Here is an 18,356-nt window from a genome sequence, read left to right as displayed (position 1 = left end):
CGCGAAGGAATATTGTGCCTGCGTCAGCTCAAAACCAGATTTTTTTCCTTTATCATCCGCCGCAGATTGATCAACGCGTAGCGCATCCGGCCCAGCGCCGTATTGATGCTCACCTCGGTCTGCTCGGCGATATCCTTGAAACTCAGCCCCGAGAAGTAGCGCAACATCACCACCTCGCGCTGCTCGGCGGGCAGCAGTTCGACCAGCGCGCGCACGTCGCGCTCGATCTGGTCGCTGACCATCGAGTCCTCGACCGTGCGCTCGGCGAACCGCAGCGTCCCGAGCACGTCGTAGCCGGCCTCCGATTCGGTGACCGCCTTGCTCTGCCGCTGTGCCCGGAAGTGGTCGATCACCTGGTTGTGGGCGATACGCAGAATCCACGAAAGGAACTTGCCGTTATCGGTATAACGCCCCTCGTCGATCACACGGACGGCTTTGATGAAAGTTTCCTGAAAAATATCCTCGGCGACATCGCGGTCCTTGACCATCATGTTGATATAGTCGCGCACACGGCGGCTGTGTCGCTCGATAAGCCTCGATATGGCGTTCCGGTCACCCGAAAGGTAGTTATTAAGCAATACCTGGTCACTTAATACTTGCACGTTCATACTCTTTTCTCCCAATAATAGTTACAAAGAGTAGAATTCTTTTCCGATAGGCAATCCTTTTTAATTCAACGTCCCGGGCGTCCCGGCTCTCCGGACGAAGCGTTTCCCGGGGATTTTACGATCGCAAGGTAAACACTTTTCTCCGAAATTCCAAATTTTTCTACTCTGCCGGAACCTTTCCGGACATTCGTCGTACTTTCCCTTGCAAATACCATGCCGGATCGGATCGTTTCACCCTCCTATCCGACCGGTTCGACGTGCACGGCGATCATCGTCCCTTCGCCGAACCGCTCGCGCAGGCGGCGTTCGATCTCCTCGGTCAGCGCATGGGACTGCCGCACCGTCATGTCGCCGTCCACCCGCACATGGACCTCGACGGCGATCGAGGCTCCGATCCGGCGCGTGCGCAGGTTGTGCGGCTCGCGCACGGCGGGATCGGCCGTCACGATGCGCAGGATCTCCTCCTCCGTCTCGGGCGGCAGCGACCGCTCCATCAGCTCCCCCAGCCCCGAACGGATCAGTCCGAAGGCGATCCGGAAGATGAACGCCGCGACGACGAGCGCGGCGATCGGATCGGCGATGCGCCACCCCTCGCCCAGAAAATAGGCGCAGCCGATGCCGGCGAGCGTGCCGAGCGACGAGAGCGCGTCGCTGCGGTGATGCCAGGCGTTCGCCACGACGCTCGGGCTGCCGATGCGCCGCCCCGCACGGACCGTATAGCGGTAGAGTATCTCCTTGACGACGACCGACACCCCGGCGGCGACCAGCGCGACGGCCCCCGGCCGCGGCAGCACGACGCCCTCCGCCACCGCACGGATCGACCGCACGGCCGACAGCAGGATCCCCGCGCCCACGGCCGCCAGCGCCAGACTGATGAGCAGCGTGGCGAGCGTCTCGTACTTGCCGTGGCCGTAGTCGTGCCCCGCATCGCGGGGTTTGGCCGAAATCCGCGCGAAGGCGATCACCACCACGTCGGTGGCCAGGTCCGAAAACGAGTGCACGGCGTCGGCGGTCATGGCGGCGCTCCGCCCGACGATGCCCGCGGCGAGCTTGGCCGCCGACAGCAGCAGATTGACCGCCAGTCCGACGAAGGTCACCCGGTAGATTTCGCATTTCCGCCTCTCGGCACGAGGCTGCATGTCCGGTTTCATAACATAACGGGAATAACGATTGCCCGGAGCCCGCGGCGGGACGCTCCGGAATATCCGACGAAACGTCCGGACGCGGAAAAGGCGTCCGGACGTTTCAAGCCTTCCGGCGGATCAATAGCTCCGCGCGAAGAGCACGCGGCGGTGCGAGGGTTTCCCGGAGAAGACGCACACGCCCTCCTCGTCGGGAGCGTCCACGGGAATGCAGCGGATCGTGGCCTTCGTGGCCTCCTTGATCGCCACCTCGGTCTCCGCCGTGCCGTCCCAATGGGCCGAGACGAAGCCGCCCTTCTCGTCGAGCACGCGCTTGAACTCCTCCCACGTATCGACCCGCGTAATCATCGAATCGCGGTAGGCCAGCGCCTTCCGGTAGATATTCGCCTGGATTTCGGCCATCAGCGCCTCGATCCGGCCGGCCAGTCCCTCCTGCGGCACGGTCTCCTTCTCGAGCGTGTCGCGGCGGACCAGCTCGATCGTACCGTTCTCCATGTCGCGGGGCCCCATCGCCAGCCGCACGGGCACGCCCTTGAGCTCGTACTCGGCGAACTTGAAGCCCGAGCGGACGTTGTCGCGGTCGTCGATCTTCACGCTGATTCCCTTCGCCTTCAGCTCCGCGGCGATCGCGTCGAAGCGGACGCGTATCTCCGCCAGTTGATCCGCGCCCTTGTAAATCGGGATCATCATCACCTGGATCGGCGCCAGCTTCGGCGGCAGCACCAGTCCGTTGTTGTCCGAATGAGCCATGATGAGCGCGCCCATCAGGCGGGTCGAGACGCCCCACGAAGTGGCCCACACGTATTCGAGCTTGCCCTCCTTATTGACATACTGCACGTCGAACGCCCTGGCGAAGTTCTGCCCCAGAAAATGCGACGTACCGCTCTGCAACGCCTTGCCGTCCTGCATCAGCGCCTCGATCGTGAGCGTGTCCTCCGCTCCGGCGAAGCGCTCGTTGGGCGACTTGTGGCCCACGACCACCGGCAGCGACATCCACTCCTCGGCGAAGCGCCGATAGACGTGGATCATCTTCGTGGCCTCCTCCACGGCCTCCTCGCGCGTGGCGTGCGCCGTATGCCCCTCCTGCCAGAGGAACTCGGCCGTGCGCAGGAACAGGCGCGTGCGCATCTCCCACCGCACGACGTTGGCCCACTGGTTGCAGAGGATGGGCAGGTCGCGGTAGGACTGGATCCAGTTCTTGTACGTATTCCAGATGATCGTCTCCGACGTCGGCCGCACGATCAGCTCCTCCTCGAGCTTCGCATCGGGGTCCACGACGACCCCCTTGCCCTCGGGATCGTTCTTCAGGCGGTAGTGCGTCACCACGGCGCACTCCTTGGCGAAGCCCTCGACGTGGTGCGCCTCCTTCGAGAAGAAGGACTTGGGAATGAAGAGCGGGAAGTAGGCGTTCTGGTGTCCCGTCTCCTTGAACATCTTGTCCAGCGCATCGTGCATCTTCTCCCAGATGGCGTAGCCGTAGGGTTTGATGACCATGCAACCGCGGACGGCGGAGTTTTCCGCCAGCCCGGCTTTCACCACCAGGTCGTTGTACCACTGCGAGTAGTTCTCGTCCGACTTGGTGAGGTCTTTGAGCTCCTTTGCCATAACTATTTCGTTTCTGCGTTTGTTCCGGACTGCAAATATAGTAAAAAAATCGGACGATTTCCACGCCGGCCGTCTCCGCCGCCGATCGCAGACCGCCCTCCGAAACGAAGGTCCGCCCTCAGCGGACGGACCCCCGGCAGCGGAACCCTGCGTTTCCCGCCTCAGAACCTGAAACCGAGCGTCAGCGCCACGTTGTGACGCGTGAAGTCGGTGGTATAGACCTCGCTCTGGTAAATCTCCGTCTTCGCCTCATCGTCCGCATACCGGTTGCCGTAGAAGAGCATGTAGGGCGTCGTCGTGTCCTTCACGTAGCAATAGGCCACGTCGAGGTAAACCGACCGCGAGAGCGAGAAACCCAGACCGGCCGTGTAGTAGGTCGTCTCGGCGACCGCCGGAGAGGAGAGGATCGTCCGCTCGTCGCGCAGCATCGAACCGTTGTATCCGAATCCTGCGCGCACGGAGAGCATCGGCAGCGGCCGCACCTCCACGCCGGCACGCACGGTGTTCGATCCCTTGAAATAATACTTCATGTCCTGCTTGAAGTCCGACGCCGCGGGCCCGTAAGCCAGATAGGGCATGTTCTTCACGCGGATGCCGTTGTACCAGTCCCGCTCGTAATCGACCGACACGATCGCCACGTCGCCGAACGTGTAGGAGGCGCCGAACATCAGGCGCGAAGGCGAGACGAACTCCCAGCCCGAGTCGCCCGAGTCCTCCAGAATGTCCGAAGCGGTGTCCGACGTGTAGTCGTGCGGACGCGGATCGGTCTCGGACGTGGCGCCGATCGAGGCGGTGGACATGGACATCCCGTAGCGCCTGTCGAGCGAATAGAACGTCGGCGTATGGAACGCCATGCCCAGCCGCAGATTCGGAACCGGACTGTAAACGACGCCGAGCTTGAAATTGACGCCCGCGCCCTCCACGGTCGCCGTCTGCGTCATTCCCATCGACTGCATGACATTCGCAAGCGGATTGCCGTTGCGATCGACCGCATACTCGCCGCCCTGGTCGAGGTTGTAACCGTTGCCGCCGCCGTAGTTATACCCCTCCCCGTAATAGATGCTCTTCTTCTGGTAGATGCTCTGTATTCCGAGCGTGAAGCCGAAATAGAGCTTGTTGTTCAGATTGGCGCCCATCGAGATATCGAACTCGCCGGCCGATCCGATGCTCCGCACCGAAGCGCCGCCGTTCACCGTGGCGTTATCGCCGATCTCGCCGGGATACCACAACTTGTCGGTCCGGTCGTAATCCACCAGGTAGGTCTTGTAGGCTCCCACGGCAGGCCAGAAGAAGGGGTCGATCCGCCAGTCGGTGGCCGTCCAGCCGTCCCGCTTCATGGCGATCGTGCCGTTGTCGTCCACATAGGCGCCGCCCGCCTCGAGCTGCACGGCGAAGGCGTCGGCGATGGAGGAGGTCCGGTTGCTGCCTGCGAACTCGAACGAATAGCTGTAATTGTAGTCGGCCAGCCGGTTGTAGCCGACGCCGAAATTCACGCTCAGCAGCCGCCCGGTCCCCTCGTACACGTTGAAGACCCCGCCGATATTGCCCAAGGCGAAGCGGTTCTTTCCGTTGCTCCGGAAAGGCATGGCCCCCGAGGGAGTCAGACCCGCGGGCGTTTCGGCCCGCGAAAAGGTCATCATCGGCGTTACGGCGATTTCGCCGCGGTTATACATGCCCAGGCCGGCCGGATTGATGACCATCGAAGCCTGGTCGGCCCCCAGCGACGTGAACGCGCCGCCCATGGCCATCGACCGCGCCGTGCCGAAATTGAAACTCTGCTGCGAAAGCGAGAACAGATCGGCAGTGGACAGGGCGTCGGCGCTCATCGCCAGTCCGCCGAACTCGTATTGGGGGGGGGTCTGCGCCGCGAGCTTCCCGCAGAGCAGGAGCGCGGCGCTGGCCGTCAGAATCGAACGTTTCATAATGCTCGTGTTTTCGTTTGACAATCAAAGCGGACACCCTATCGGCCGCGCGAACTCGAACCCGTCGAGCCGCCGCTGCGCGAACCGCCTCCCGAAAATCCGCCTCCGCCGCCGAAAGAGCCGCCGCGGCTGCCGCCGAAACTGCCGCTCGACGGGGCGCGCCGGTTACCCGTGCGGTCGCTGTTCGAGGAGCCGCTCCGCCAGTCGAAGGGATTGTCGCTCCGGTCGTTCCGGCCGACCGTCCCGCGGGACGAATTGCCGCGGCCGCCGCGGTTACCGCCCTGATAGACCCCCGACTGCCACGTGCGGCCGCCGCCCGAGCCCCGGTTGATATTCGACCCCGAACCACCTCCGAACGTCTGCGAACGGGGCGGACGACTCGGACGATGCACGATATTGGGACGGTTCGGATCGTAATGGTGGACCGGTCCCCAGCCGGGCCCCCAGCCCGGGCCCCAGCCGCCCCAATGCGGGTGGCCGTGCCAGCCGGGACCCCAGCCCCACGACGGCCCCCACCACGGATTGTACCAGGAGCCGTACCACGGACCGTGCCACGGGCTGTACCAGGGACTGTACCACGAGTTCCAGCCGAAACTCCAGCCCCAACTGCCGATCGAGAAGGACAGTCCGGGCGTACTCCAGCCGTAATACCACGGATCGAGGAAGACGACGGGCCGCCCCCACGTACCGAACATGGAGGTAATGTATTTGGGCTCGACCCACACCTCGTCGCCCATCACGATCACGTTATAGAAGGCCGGATCGTAGGCGGAAACGTAGTCGAACGCCCGGCTGTAACGGGCGTTGATATAGCTCGAGGGCATGTTGTACGACGGCGACTCGAAGCCGCGCAGCCGGCGGGCATAGGCGCTCTCGTAATCGTCGGCCAGCACGCTCCGGTAGGGATTGGCGTCGTATTCGTAATATCCGTTTTCGGCGGCTGCGGCCTCGGCTTCGGCCAGCCGGGCCTCCCATTCGGCGCGGCGCGCTTCGGCCGCGGCCTTGCGAGCCTCGGCCTGCGCCTGCTGCTTACGGGCGATCTGCGTCCGGTCGTGCAGGGCATAGAGGTCGTCGGAGGCGTATCCCGAAGAGGCGTAATAGGCCGACGAACAGCCCGCAAGCCCCGCGGCCGCCAGGAAGGCCCCGATCCAAAGATTCAACGTTTTCATAACACACTTCGATTTGCGTGGGTTCTTTCGGAGAAAACGAAAACCGTACCGGTTTTAGTATTCCTGTCGCTCCCCTGTTCAATAAATGCTCCCGGCGGCGAAATACTGCTCCCGGCAGGCGGTCCTTTCGGGACAAAGATAGGAATTATTCCGGAACCGGAAGCAACCCGGGGCGGGCAAACGCCCCCGTCCGGAGCTTTTTTTTCGCCCGGACGCAATTTTTTCCGCCCGAAAATGCGCGGATATAAAAAATATGTCTATATTTGCAGTCCCAAAACGATGGTTTCGGGGAACGATCTTCAAGGAGAGATGCCGGAGTGGTCGATCGGGCCGCACTCGAAATGCGGTGTACGGGCAACTGTACCGGGGGTTCGAATCCCTCTCTCTCCGCAATAAACGCTAAAAATCAGCAAATTGCGAAACAGACACTCGGTTTTACATCAAATAATGTAAAACCGAGTGTCTTGTTTACACCGAATTCCATCCCTACAACATACGGTTTGCATACGCAGCGGTTCGTGCATTTTTCGGTTTAGACGAATAAATTTAACCGATATAATACATTAATGATGAATGTAAAGATAAAAAAGATTTCGATCGGCTTCGCTGCACTTGTTCTCATGGGTGCCGCGGTTTCGTGCAAAAGGACTTCAGGAAAGGCCGCCGAACCCGAATACGAATGTATCGCCTACGTGTGGCAAGAAGAGGGCAAACTGCCGCCAGCCAATATGGTGACCGCCATAAATTATCTTGCCGCCATCCCCAATCGGACCCACGATGGCGTACAGATCAACAACATACCCCGCCTTCAGCGGATACTCAATCTCAAAAAAGAGAATCCGGCACTTAAAGTCATACTTTCGATGGGTGGCGCAGGAGCCGAATCTGGATGGGCAGAGATGACAGGCCGTGATTCGCTTCGTCTGGCATTTGCAGCTGACTGTAAACGCATTGTGGACAAATATGAACTCGACGGGGTTGATTTCGACTGGGAGTTTCCGGCCAATGAAGAAGAGCAGGCCAACTACATCCGTCTTTTCAGCGACGTTCGCAACGCACTCGGCAGAGATAAAGTGGTTTCGGCTGCAGCAGGCTTTTTCGGCAACGGTTTCGACATGCGCGAAGCGATGAAATATCTTGATTATGTCAATCTGATGACCTACGACATGGGCTGGCAGGCTCCCTATCATCACACTGCGTTGCGCCGCTCGGAGCTGGCCGGAGTTTCGACGATTGAGGAGTCAATCGACTCTTTCCTAACAAAAGGTCTTGACTACAAGGACATGGTTCTCGGCCTTGCGTTCTACGGTCGCGGTAACGACAAGGATTTCAAGGGTTGGACCGATTACCGCGATATCGTGAACCGCAATCTGGCGGCCGAGGGCATGGAAGAGCGCTGGGACTCGATAGCTTGCGTTCCTTATATCGTTGACAGTCTCGGCACCCTCATCGTCGGATATGAAAATCCGAAATCGTTGAAAATCAAATGTGACTATATCAAGGAAAAAGGTCTCAGAGGCGGCATGTACTGGCGCAGTGAACTTGATGACGACAGCATGAGTCTCACACGTACGGTTGCAGGAGAACTCCTCGGACGCTAAAATTCAAAGACAAACTATACAACCCCTCCGGAGGCACTTTTCAGAAATTCCGGCGAGGCCGTACAAGGTATTGCGCTTTATTTAAGCCGAATATTTAGCCATAAAATCGCTAACCCAGATTCGCCCGATACGTTGGGAAAAGCGACAACGTTGCATTCTCTTTTCAACAGCGCTATCTTTATTCCTCCTTCCTGCAAGTAAACAGGACAAGAGACGACAGCGGAACACTATCGCCTGCCACCGGAAGACCGGCTCGGAAGAGGTTTGCTTCCAAAAAGAGAATGATACCGGACGCACGTGCGGTATCTGTTCGGCGATACGCTCCAACCGATATAGTACATAGTCGGTAGATACTGGTGTGAGCCAGTCCAACGATGCTGCCTCTCTCCGCCTGGAAAACGGAAGGTCCGCGGGTCGTCCCGTTTTCGTTTCCCCGGAATCGGCAGAGATCCGGTTCCTTCCGGGGACGGCAAACGGGCCGCAAACGGAGCGGAGGGCAAGACACCACCGGACCGAAACGGAGCGGACACCCGGATCCCGAAAGGAGAAAAAACGGCCGTCATTTGCAGAATCGGGAAATATTGCGTACTTTTGGGGGCGTTTTCGGAGAGATGCAGGAGTGGTTGAACTGGCCCGCCTGGAAAGCGAGTAAACATCAAAAGTGTTTCAGGGGTTCGAATCCCCTTCTCTCCGCCAAGTGACACGAACAGAAGCAAAACCCTGCAAATTATATATTTGCAGGGTTTTATACATTAAGGCCCACGATCGTAAAACGAAGTAAGGTACATCCCATTTACGAATGCGGACATTGTTCCAAAACACAAACGCCCACTTCTCACACGGTCAAACCGAATCTCCAAGTCTTCCCACGGATACGCGAAACACGCCACAAAACGCCCGCCAAGTTTTCTCCGAACCCGGAGACGATGAAAATCAGGAAAATACAACCGTATCACGCCTTGCACGCCCGGGCGATGTCGCCGGACCGCTTCGATCCCGGACGACATGAAATGCAGACGGCGGAAAAACGTTCGTTTAATACTCCAAAGGTATAATTTTTTATTCGTATCGGCAAAAAAAGTATTGCTAAAAATTTACATATCAACTCTTTTCTTTCTCCTGCTCTTTCATTCGTCGGCTTTATGCGTCGTCTTTTTCCGACATGCCGATTTAACGAACGTTTTCATCTGCCATTAGCGGTTTGAACAGGTTTTCCGATGCCGCGTCCGGCGGAAGGAAACAAGCATGAAAACAGCTATTCATCCGATGAAACTGAAGTGCAAACTGCTATTTCTGCCGATCCTGTCGTTTGCCTGCGGTATGGCATCAGGGCAGGATGCCGGCATGTCTGCGGAGCCATTCGTCCGGGGAGATACGGCGGTCTTCCGGTTCGCTCCGAAGAAACGCATGTTCTGGGCCGACTACAAGGGAAACGCAGCCGCTATCGACTTGCTCACCCGGTCCATTCGGCAACACAGGCTCTTGATCGAATCGGGCGACATGAAAGTGCGCGTACTGGGATTCTGTTCCTCGTACAACTCCCGCAAGGAGAACCTCGCGGCCGCGAAGAACCGAAGCAACCAGGTCAAATCCTACTTCATCGTCCACGAGGGATTGAAAGAAGACCATTTCAGGACGACGAATTCCACGCAACGGTGGCGCGGGATGACAGATGTGATCGCCGTAACCTATATGCTTCCGAGTGCGAAGGCGGATACGGTTCCCGACACGCTGTCCGAGAGAGACGTCGTGCCGGCCGGTTCGTTGCCCGAAAACGAAAAATCCGAAAGCCGGCCGGAATCGCGAACACCGGAATCCCCGGCCGAACCCGATACGCCTGACGAGAAGACGTCCGTCGGGCCGGAACCGCAACCGGCACAACCGGTCGCCGGGGTTCCGGAAGGAGCGCAGTCCGATCCCGTATGTCCCTCTTACCGCTGGGCGGTCAAAACCAACGTAGCCTATCTGGCCGCCACGGTCGCCAACATCGGCATAGAGTACGGTTTCGGCAAGCATTGCTCGGTCGATCTTCCGATCATATACAGTCCCTACACCGTAGCGCGCGACTACCGGCTGCGTTTTCTGGCTGTTCAGCCGGAATTCCGTTACTGGCTGAAAGAGCCGATGAAAGGTCATTTCTTCGGAGCTCACCTCAATATCGGAGCCTTCAATATCGCCGTGGACGACAAGAACCGCTACCAGTCGCCCGACGGTTTCTACGGCGCAGGTCTGAGCTACGGCTACGTGCTGCCCTTCGCCCGCCACTGGGCGGCAGAGTTCACCATCGGAGCGGGATACGTCCACACGAAATACGATACCTATTATAATATCCCGAACGGCACCCGCTTCGAGACGGGAATAGCTTATAATTATTGGGGACTGACGAAAGTGGGAATCGGTCTGGTTTACCGATTCGGAAAATAAAGGAGGAGCGGAAGATGAAAAAACCGACAACATATATCGCCTGTTTGCTCGTCCTCGTATCGACAGGCTGCGACAAGACCGTACTGGAATTTCCGGAAAACGGAGGCGTGGATCCCACGCTGGTCAATATGAACCTGACCCTGGCGATCGACCCGAAAATAGAACCCTACGAGCCGACGGGGCGTTCCGAAGCGCCGGAAGCCGACACGCACGACGTGCGCTGGATCGTCGAGGTGTTCCGCGACGAGATCGGCGGCGAACCCGTAGAGCAGCAGGTGCTCAGTTGCGAGCAGGCGGCGGACGGACATCATGCGATCCGCACCTCGCTGGCGGTGCATGCCGCCCGGTATCACGTCGTAGCGTGGATGGACTATGTGGACGACGGCTCGACGGCCGACAAATACTACCATGTAAACTCCCTTTCGTCGATCAGCGTTCCCGAAGCCGGAGATTACATCGGCAACGAAGACCACAAGGACGCCTACATCGCACAACAGGAGATCGACCTCAAGGATTACCGCGACCGGTGGAACGCGACCGTGGATGCGACCGTGACGCTTCAGCGTCCGATGGCCAAGATCGAATTCATCACCACCGACATCGACAAGTTTCTCGACGAGTTGGCCGCACGGCGGGCGAAAGCCGGCACCATTGCCGAAAATCTGCTCGTCAAGAATCCCGATCTTTCGACAATCCGGGTGCAGGTGGAGTATGCGGGGTACTTCCCGTCGGGCTTCAACGCCTACACGAACAAACCCAACGACGCCCGAACGGGCATGTCATTCGGATGCAACATGACGCCGCTGACGGACAAGGAGGCGCACCTGGCCAGCGACTACATCTTCGTCAATGGCTCCGAATCGGCCGTGAAGGTCGATCTTACCATCCGCGACAGCGAGGGCAACCTGCTGAACCGTATCGAGGGCATCGACGTGCCGATCGTACGGGGCAAGCTGACGACCGTACGCGACGAGTTTCTCACGCGCGACTACGCCCCCGGCATCGGCATCGACCCCGGGTTTGACGGAGAAATAGATATCGTGATCCCCGATTAAAACGCTATTCGCATGAAAAAGATATTGACACTGTTTCTCGCACTGACCGTCCTTGCCGGATGCAGCAAGGACGAGAGCCCCACGCCCGCCCCGGCGGAGCCCGTGGGCGGTGCGATCTCCCTGCGCTCGGAGGGCGCGCTGGAGAACGAACCCGCAGCCAAGGCGGCGCCGCGCCGCGAGACTGCCGCAGAACAGGCGCTGACCTACACCTTCGAGGCGTGGACACGGGGCGCCAATCCCCGCTGCGTGCTGCATAAGACAGCGGCGGGAACACTCACCGAAGCCGCTATCGAGATCGCGCTGGTTCCCGGCTCCTACGATTTCCTCTTCTGGGCCGATTACGGCACGGGAGCCTACGAGACCGGTGACCTGCGGCAGGTCGCCGCGAAAAAATACACGCCCGCAGCCGCAAGCGAACGCGACGCCTTCGCCTGCGTCCTGACCGACGTGCAATGGAACGGCGGCAACGCCGTATCGGCCGAGCTGAAGCGCCCGCTGGCCAAGCTGAAGATGCGGAACAGGAAGGCGTTCAGCACAGGCGGCGAAGCGGTTGCGGTTACCTACACGGACGTGCCGACGCAGTACGACGTGCTGACCGGAACGGCATCCGCCCCGCAAACCTTAACGCTCGCATTCCCGACGACGACCTCCGGATCGGACTCGGTCGGCGAAGACTTCCTCTTCGTTCCGTCCAGCGCGGAACACACCGTCGGCCTTTCGGTCACGGTGGGAAGTACGACCAGGACACTCGACGTACTGCCGCTGCGACCGAACTGCACGTCCCGCGTGACGGCGACGTTCGAATGACGGACGACCGAATCCGAATCTCACCTAAATCCCAAAACGAAGTTCCTCAAAATAAATTACAAACCGTTGAGTTACATCCTCTCCTTCCGAAAAATCGGAGGGGGGGGGTAATTCGCAAAAGCTCAACAAACCATGAAAAAACTCTTCCTGTTGGCGGCGGGCCTTGCACTGATCCTCACCGCATGTCAGAAGGACGAAGGTGTCGTTTCGGACACGACATCCTCCTCCTCGTTTACGGTCACCATTCCGCAGAACGGAACCCGTGCGGTTACCGACGATTTCGGCGCCGGCACCTCGGCCAACCGCTGTATTCTGGAGATCTACCGCAACGACAAACTCTACAACCGTATCGAGAAGGGCGTCACCGGCGAGACGGTTACCTTCGACGACCTGCGGCTGGTCGCCCAGCAGACCTACGACTTCGTATTCTGGGCCGACTGCGCCGAAGGCAGCGAAGGCAGCTTCACGGACAAGACCTACAATACGGCGAATCTGAAGTCGATCACGGAAATCGGGCCGTTCGTCGGCAACAGCGACGAGCGGGATGCGTTCTTCGCCCACGAGACGTTCGAAGTGACGGGCTCTTTCTCCAGGCCCGTAACCCTGAAACGTCCTTTCGGTCTGCTGGTGGTAAAGACCAACGACCTGAACGAAATCCGAGACGAGGCGCTGAAACCCACGGGATACGAGGTCGCTTTCAAGGGCCTTCCCACGACGTTCAACGCCCTGACGGGCGAAGTGAGCGGATCGGCCGACGTCAGCTATAAGGCGACAGAATTCGCCAAGACCGACGGTACGATCTCGATGGATTTCCTCTGGGCCACGGAATCCGGGGCCGCGCTCTCCGATTTCACGATGACATTCTACAACGGCGGTACGGAGATCTGCACCAACGACGCCTTCACCAACATTCCGATCCGCCGCAACTATCGCACCAACGTGTCGGGCAACCTGCTGACCAGGAAGGGCACGATCAGCGTAACGATCGACCCGGAATTCGATGAAAACAGCCCCATCGAGAAAGTGATTGCCGAAGTCGAAAGCGCGGCAGATGTCAAGGCGGCCCTCGAAAGCGGCGCGACCGATATTGTCGTCAAGAATCTGACGAATGCCGCGGGCAACGAGATCGTGATACCGCAGATATATGCTACGGACAATAACGTGAAAATCTCGCTCACACTCCCCGAAACGAGCAACCCCGTTACTGTAAAATACGACGATCGGACCGGTGGAACGGGTAACACGGAAGCTCCCGCAAATATTACCATCACGGCCAATACCACCGGGAAACTGACCATCAATACCCCGGAATCGACGGTTACCCTTCAGGGCTCCTTCGGGGAAATAGACGCCACGACAGCCGGCGAAACGCTGATCGTTCCCGAAGGCGTCACGGTGAAAACACTGAACGTAAATAAAGGAAATGTGGAAATCTACGGAGCGGTGGAGAATATCGATTTCAGCAAAGCGGATGCCGTTTACAAAGTAACGGTCTATGCCGTCGGCGACGCAAAGGCCCTTGCAAAAGCAGTCCAACTCGTGGCAGAGAAGAGATGTGCGAAGATCGTGCTGACGACGGATATCGACCTCCAAAAACAGAAATGGACTCCGATCGATACGGAAGGCAAAGGCTTCGTGGAATTCGACGGCGCCGGCCATACGATTAAGAACCTATACGTCGACAACGCCACAGGTCAACCTAATGGTAAAGGCACTTACTACGGCGGTTTCTTCTATGTGCTTCAGGGCAACGTGAAAGACCTCACGATCGACGGTGCCGAAGTGACCTGTTATCGCGGCGGTACATTGGTCGGCCGCATGGACTACGGTACGGTGGAAAACTGCCATATGAAGAATACGACCATTAAGAGCGTTCAGAAAATCGGCGGCCTGATCGGTTTCGTCAGCACAAGCTCGAAAGACGTCACGGTCCGCAACTGCTCGGTAACCACTTGCTCTATCGACGTATTTAACCCCGGAACGTTCACCTACTGTTCGCAAGCAGCCGGCCTTATCGGTTATTTCCAGACTTTCGAGCGCAACGTGCTCATCGAGGGCTGCTCGGTCAGCGGCATCACTCTCAACAATACTTACAAAGGTCAGGATGCGGATTCCTATTGCGACGGCGATTTGTTCTATGCTATGGAGCAAAGTTTCTCCCACGCATTTATCGGCAATATGGTAAATGTATCGAAAAAAGCCGACACCTACGACAAGTACACCGTAGAACTCCGCAACAACAAGGTGGACAAACAGGCAGACGGAGTAGCAACCGGCCATTTCACAGATGAATATATGGGCTGGTGGGCTTCCAATTTCACTGCCGGATACATAAACACGGCCAAATTGATCGTGGATGGCGTTGTTAAGGATCGCTGGACCGAACTGAAACGTTTCGTTGCCCTCTTGAAAGACGGTGGTAACGTCAACGTATGGTATCATTACGATTTGACGAAAATTCCGGAAACGAGTGGCGAGATTGCAATCAAGAAACCTACCGTCATCGACTTTAAGAACGCAGTTACTCTGACTGTCGGCAAACAGCAGATCGTCAACAAGAGTGAGCTTACCGTCAAAGGCGCCGGAAAGATGACTGCCACCGATTATATCTTCATGAATGAAGCCGGTGCAACGTTGACGATCGAAAACGGAACTTATACCGCTACGAAAGCTACGGATGCCAACGGCGTGGTTATCTACAATCAGGGCATCTGCAACATCAAGAACGGAACCTTCGACGGTCCCGGCTTCACGCTGATGAATACCGGCAGCGCCGATATGACCATCGAGAACGGTAACGTCATTAACCGGAACTCTCCGACGGGTTATGCGCTGATGGCAGCCGGCAGCAATGCCAAACTGACGGTCAAAGGCGGCCGGATCGAAGCCATCCAGTCGATCGGAGGGGCCAACGTGACGATATCCGGCGGTACGATCCTGAACGACTGCAAATACTATGCGCTTTACAACGAGGGTGGCAAGACCACGATTACAGGCGGGTATTTCTCCGGTTACCCGGGCATGAAAGACGTGTATATCGCCGGCGGTACGGTAGCAATTCAGGGCGGTTATTTCGAGGACAACCTGACGGCCGCAGCCGACGGATACGTTTATAAGGACAATGTACAGACAGTAGGCGGCATCACCTACAACTACGAGGTGGTGGCTCAATAACACTTTCAATCCGGAGTAGTCCGACAGCTCCTCCGGGTCCCGGACAAAGAATCGAAGGGTATTTCGAAATAAATTACAAACCGTTGAGTTACATCCCCTCCTTCCGAAAAATCGGAGGGGGGGGGTAATTCACAAAAACTCAACAAACCATGAAAAAACTATTCTTGTTGGCGGCGGGTCTTGCACTGACCCTCACCGCATGTCAGAAGGACGAGGGGCTCGTGTCCGACGGAGGGGCCGCCCAGACCATTACGATTGCCATCCCGCAAGGAACGCGGACACGCGCCACGGCGGCGGACTTCGGCAACGGAGCGAAAATCGACCGCTGTCTGCTTCAAATCTACCGGAACGGGCAACCCTACGGGGAGCAGCAGACTGCGGCGGTAACGGGTAATGCCGCGACGTTCAACCTGCGTCTGGTGGCTTCGCAGACCTACGATTTCGTTTTCTGGGCCGACTGCTCGACCGGAGACCACTATGACACGGACGATCTGACCCATATTACGGTGAAGGGCGCCTATGCGGGCAACGACGACGAATTCGACGCCTTTACCGGCATACTGCCCGACTACAAGGTAACAGGATCGTTCTCGGAGAACATCACCCTGCGTCGTCCTTTCGGCCAGTTGAACGTCAAGACGTTCGACATGACTGCGATCCCCGATCCCGCACTGAAGCCGACGAAGGTGAAAGTGGCTTTCACGGCCGTTCCGACTTCGTTCGACGCCAAGAAAGGCGAGGTCGGCCAGAAGACGGCCGCGGTGGAATATACGGCCGACGTACTCAGCGCCGACGGCGATCTTACGGTCGATTATATCTGGGCGCCCGTCGAGGAGGCCACGCTGGCCGATTTCTCGATGACCTTCTACGGTTCCGACGATACCGAAATAGCGACCAACAGCGACTTCAAGAACATTCCCATCCGCCGCAACTACCGCACCAATGTGTCGGGCAACCTGCTGACCAAACAGGGTACACTCGACGTGACGATCAATCCGGACTTCGACCAACCCGACATCGACGACTATCCCGAACTGCGTGCCGCGCTGGCAAACGGCGGCAGCGTCGCCCTGTCGGAGGACGTAACGGTCAAGGCGCCGCTGGTCGTCGAAGGGGACAAGACGGTCGAGATCGACCTGAACGACAAGAACATCATCAACGAGACATCGCTCCCAGACGGACAATACGGCAACACCACCGTATTCGAGGTGAAAGGAGGCGCCACGCTGAACATCAGGGGAGATGGCGACATCCGTGCCATCGGAACCAAACCCAACGAGGACGGCTACCGCATGGCAGTATATGCTTACGGTGATGCGAAAGTGAACATCTACGGCGGCAATTTCTACAACGATCAGGAATTCAACGACGGTAACGCCCAGCTCGACCTCATCTATGCGGATCAAAATGCCGTTATCAACATCTACGGCGGCCGGTTCGAGTCGGCATGTGCCAATGAGCGCGGCTATTGGGTGCTGAATCTGAAAGACAATTCGAACGCTGCCATCAATGTGTACGGCGGCACGTTCATCAATTTCGACCCGTCGAATTCAATGACGGAAAATCCGGTCAAGAATTTCGTTGCAAAGAGTTCCACGACTGTAAAAGTAAGTACAACTCCCGCACCGAACGGCACCTACGAAGTCGTTCCGGCAGGAGGACAGGCGAGCGTTCCCGTGGAAGTCAATGACGCAGCGGATCTGACCGGAGCACTGTCCAATCCGGCCATTGCCAAAATCGCCGTGGCTTCCGATATAGACCTCGCCTCCGTACCGGCGGAAAATCTCTCGTTCACCGAACACAAAACCATCGACATCAAGGAGGGGACGACCGTCCGGCTCGGCAGCGAGAACTTCCTGACGGCCGAAAAGGGCCTCACGCTGACCGGTAAGGGGACGATCGACAACTCTTCGGAAAACGATAGCGGCCTGAAGGGGGGGGGTGAAGGTTACCAGAAATCCCTGATTCACGTTACGGGCGGGGATTGCGTTATCGACGGAGTCACCCTGATCAACGACCCCGACTATCATTGGCACGGCAGCTCAGCTACGGGACATCCCTACAACAGTGCGGCGATCGCCTATTGGAACGATGCGAACGTAACCATCAGGAATGCCCGGATCATCTCGGGCGAGTTCACCGTCTGCGGCATGGGGCGTGACGTCGCAAGCGGCGAGATCACGCTCACCGACAGCTATTTCGAGTCCACTTCTTCGAATCTGGATAATGGTAAGCATTGGGCTTACGCGATGCGTCTGTTCGGGTCGAAAGTGCGGATCGACAACTGCGAAGTCAAAGGTATTCAGGGCGGTATTTCCATCGAAAGCTGCCAGGATGCCGTAATCAGCGGCGGCAAATACTATACGGAGAATACGCCGGGGGAGAAAGATGCCTTTTATCCGGTGTATATAACCAACGGCGCGAAGGTCACGATCACGGGCGGAGAGTTTTCCGCGCCCAACGACCGGTCGGGATTGCAGATCGAAGGGACCAGCGCGGTCGTATCGGGCGACAACGACGTGAATCTGCCGACCGGAAGCGTAATTCTTAAAGGCGGCAAATTCAGCGGCAAAGCCTACAACACGGAGACCAAGGTCGTTTACGAGCCGGCCGAGGGCTACAAGTGGCAGGCGATCGACGGCGCAGGCAATCAGCCCGGCGATCTGAAATGGGAGGTCGTCGCCCAATCGTTGTGACGGACTGCAAACCGATCGTCGGCCACTGAAAAATCGGAGAGTTTTCCGATGAAACACACATAATCCGCAAAAGCCAGACCGCTCTCTGCGGATACAAAAGGAAACGGCCCTGCAACGACATCGCATATTCGTTGCAGGGCCGTTCATATTATC

Annotated in this window: 11 protein-coding genes and 2 tRNA genes; 8 read left to right on the top strand and 5 right to left on the bottom strand. The window is 58.0% G+C overall.

Going from position 1 to position 18,356, the window contains the following annotated elements; all coding sequences use genetic code 11:
* Positions 1-23: 23 nt before the first annotated feature.
* The 5 genes from FME97_RS07715 to FME97_RS07695 all read right to left on the bottom strand — a co-directional run bounded on the left by FME97_RS07715 (position 24) and on the right by FME97_RS07695 (position 6,446).
* The gene (locus FME97_RS07715; RefSeq protein ID WP_141428732.1) at positions 24-608 is read right to left on the bottom strand and encodes an RNA polymerase sigma factor; all 585 of its coding nucleotides are present in this window, start codon (positions 606-608) and stop codon (positions 24-26) included.
* Positions 609-847: 239 nt separating this feature from the next.
* A complete protein-coding gene (locus FME97_RS07710; protein WP_141429990.1) occupies positions 848-1,747 on the bottom strand; it encodes a cation diffusion facilitator family transporter in 900 nt (299 codons plus the stop codon).
* Between the two features lie 123 nt (positions 1,748-1,870).
* Entirely contained in the window at positions 1,871-3,355 is a 1,485-nt protein-coding gene (gene proS, locus FME97_RS07705; RefSeq protein WP_141428729.1) for a proline--tRNA ligase, read from the bottom strand.
* 161 nt (positions 3,356-3,516) lie between these two features.
* Entirely contained in the window at positions 3,517-5,277 is a 1,761-nt protein-coding gene (locus tag FME97_RS07700) for an OmpP1/FadL family transporter (protein ID WP_141428728.1), read from the bottom strand.
* A gap of 38 nt (positions 5,278-5,315) precedes the next feature.
* A complete protein-coding gene (locus FME97_RS07695; RefSeq protein ID WP_141428726.1) occupies positions 5,316-6,446 on the bottom strand; it encodes a hypothetical protein in 1,131 nt (376 codons plus the stop codon).
* A gap of 303 nt (positions 6,447-6,749) precedes the next feature.
* On the opposite strand from FME97_RS07695, the gene FME97_RS07690 reads away from it, so the two are divergent.
* From FME97_RS07690 to FME97_RS07655, 8 genes are all read left to right on the top strand, one after another.
* Positions 6,750-6,836: transfer RNA gene (locus tag FME97_RS07690), tRNA-Ser, on the top strand.
* A gap of 176 nt (positions 6,837-7,012) precedes the next feature.
* On the top strand, positions 7,013-8,047 hold the full coding sequence (locus FME97_RS07685; protein WP_141428724.1) for a glycoside hydrolase family 18 protein: 1,035 nt from the start codon (positions 7,013-7,015) through the stop codon (positions 8,045-8,047).
* Positions 8,048-8,652: 605 nt separating this feature from the next.
* Positions 8,653-8,743: transfer RNA gene (locus FME97_RS07680), tRNA-Ser, on the top strand.
* 549 nt (positions 8,744-9,292) lie between these two features.
* The gene (locus tag FME97_RS07675) at positions 9,293-10,471 is read left to right on the top strand and encodes a DUF3575 domain-containing protein (RefSeq protein ID WP_141428722.1); all 1,179 of its coding nucleotides are present in this window, start codon (positions 9,293-9,295) and stop codon (positions 10,469-10,471) included.
* Between the two features lie 14 nt (positions 10,472-10,485).
* A complete protein-coding gene (locus FME97_RS07670; RefSeq protein WP_141428720.1) occupies positions 10,486-11,526 on the top strand; it encodes a DUF6562 domain-containing protein in 1,041 nt (346 codons plus the stop codon).
* A 12-nt stretch (positions 11,527-11,538) separates the two neighbouring features.
* Complete coding sequence (locus tag FME97_RS07665; RefSeq protein WP_141428718.1) at positions 11,539-12,333, top strand: membrane lipoprotein lipid attachment site-containing protein; 795 nt, start codon at positions 11,539-11,541, stop codon at positions 12,331-12,333.
* 132 nt (positions 12,334-12,465) lie between these two features.
* Positions 12,466-15,507 (top strand): DUF6562 domain-containing protein, encoded by a 3,042-nt coding sequence (locus FME97_RS07660; RefSeq protein ID WP_141428716.1) that lies wholly within the window; start codon positions 12,466-12,468, stop codon positions 15,505-15,507.
* 149 nt (positions 15,508-15,656) lie between these two features.
* Entirely contained in the window at positions 15,657-18,203 is a 2,547-nt protein-coding gene (locus tag FME97_RS07655; protein WP_141428714.1) for a DUF6562 domain-containing protein, read from the top strand.
* Positions 18,204-18,356 lie beyond the last annotated feature (153 nt).

It is taken from the genome of Alistipes dispar (assembly GCF_006542685.1).
GTDB classification, from domain to species: domain Bacteria; phylum Bacteroidota; class Bacteroidia; order Bacteroidales; family Rikenellaceae; genus Alistipes; species Alistipes dispar.
This window is presented reverse-complemented; position numbering and strand designations above follow the sequence as displayed.